General features: G+C 63.1%; 2 protein-coding genes. Both read left to right on the forward strand.

The genetic code is table 11. The features are described from left to right. A partial coding sequence (gene argE, locus FJ980_RS30620) for an acetylornithine deacetylase (RefSeq protein WP_246676627.1) occupies nucleotides 1-1,016 on the forward strand: 1,016 nt, incomplete at its 5' end. A 17-nt stretch (nucleotides 1,017-1,033) separates the two neighbouring features. Beyond that, on the forward strand, nucleotides 1,034-1,714 hold a 681-nt coding region (locus FJ980_RS30625; RefSeq protein WP_140547314.1), incomplete at its 3' end, for an NAD(P)-dependent oxidoreductase.

Genomic DNA, 1,714 nt, shown 5'->3' on the forward strand with positions numbered 1-1,714 from the left:
CAGAAACGACCGTCCTTTGCGGCCCCGAAGGCGACCGGTCCAACCTGTTTGTCACGATCGGGCCGCGGCGGGCCTGCGGCTACATCTTGTCGGGCCACCTGGATGTCGTGCCGGCCGGTGAGCGGGAATGGAACTCGGATCCCTTTGTTCTGCGCCACGATGGCGCCAGGCTTCATGGCCGGGGCAACTCCGACATGAAGGGCTTTCTTGCCTGCGTGCTGGCCGCGCTGCCGCGGCTTGCGGCGACGAACTTGCAGCGGCCCATTCATCTCGCATTCTCCTATGACGAGGAGGCGGGTGCCCGTGGTGTGCCGCATCTCATCGCCGCCCTGCCAAGCCTGTGCGAGAAGCCGCTTGGCGCGATTATCGGTGAGCCGAGCCGGATGGAAGCCGTGCGGGGGCACAAAGGCAAGGCGGCCGCGCGGCTCGAGGTGATAGGACGGTCCGGCCATTCTTCCCGGCCCGAGCTGGGACAGAATGCCGTGCATGCAATGTCAGGTCTCGTCACGCAGATCGTGGCCTATGGTCAGACCCTCGCGGATGGGCCGTTCGACACGGATTTCGCGCCTCCATACTCGTCATTGCAGGTTGGTGTCATCGCTGGCGGCCAAGCCGTCAACATCATCCCTGATCGCTGCACCGCCGATATCGAGGTCCGTGCCGTGCCGGGTGTGTCCCCATCATCATTGCTTGAGCCGGTAAAGGCCCAGCTAATCGCGCTCGGTGACAGTGGCTTTGACGTGGCGTGGCATGAGCTGAGCGCGTATCCGGGGCTTTCGCTCCCGCAGGAGAGTGGTTTGGCAGCCCTTCTGACCGAGTTGACGGGGCGGGAGCCTCTGTCTGCGGTGAGCTACGGCACGGAGGCTGGTCTCTATCAGCAGGCCGGCATCGACGCGATCATCTGCGGTCCCGGCGATATCAGCCGGGCTCATCGTGCCAACGAATATATTGAGATCGGCGAACTTGTTGCCTGCCAGAGCATGATCGAGCGTCTCGGCAAGCGCCTTGCCGCATAGCGGGAGAGGGCGGTTTCATGGCTTTTCTTTTCAATTCCGACCCGGTGCGCGCAGCAGTCTTCCGCAAGGTTTTCGCACGCGAGCTCCCGGACGTCGAATTGTTCCACAGCAGCGAATGTGTCGACCCGGAGAAGGTGCGCTACCTCCTGACCTGGACGTCACCAGATGACATCGCGCGCTATCGCACTCTCGAAGTGCTGTTTTCGCTTGGCGCCGGCGTCGACCAGTTCAAGCGTGAAAGCCTGCCTCAGCAGGTGAAGCTGGTGCGCATGGTCGAGGACGGCATCATTCGCATGATGCAGGAATATGTCGTTCTCGGCGTGCTGAGTCTCCACCGGGATATGGTGGCGTATCGTGAACAGCAGAAGCGCCAGTCGTGGCTCGGTCTTGCCGCTCCGCAAGCCGCCGAGCGCCGCGTGGGTTTTCTGGGCCTTGGCATGCTGGCGCAGGCGGCTATCGAGCGATTGCTGCCGTTTCGCTTTCCCCTCGCTGCCTGGAGCCGAAGCAGGAAGGAGATCGACGGCGTCACCTGCTTTTATGGAGCGGATCAGCTTGCCGGTTTCCTCGCAAGGACGGATATTCTCGTTTGCCTGCTGCCGCTGACGGAGGAAACCCGCGGCATTCTCGATGCGGAACTCTTTTCCCTGCTGCCGGCCGGGGCGAGGCTCCTGCATGTCGGCCGCGGGCCGCAGTTAGAC

Origin of the sequence: Mesorhizobium sp. B1-1-5 (assembly GCF_006443065.1) — a bacterium.
Lineage (GTDB): Bacteria > Pseudomonadota > Alphaproteobacteria > Rhizobiales > Rhizobiaceae > Mesorhizobium.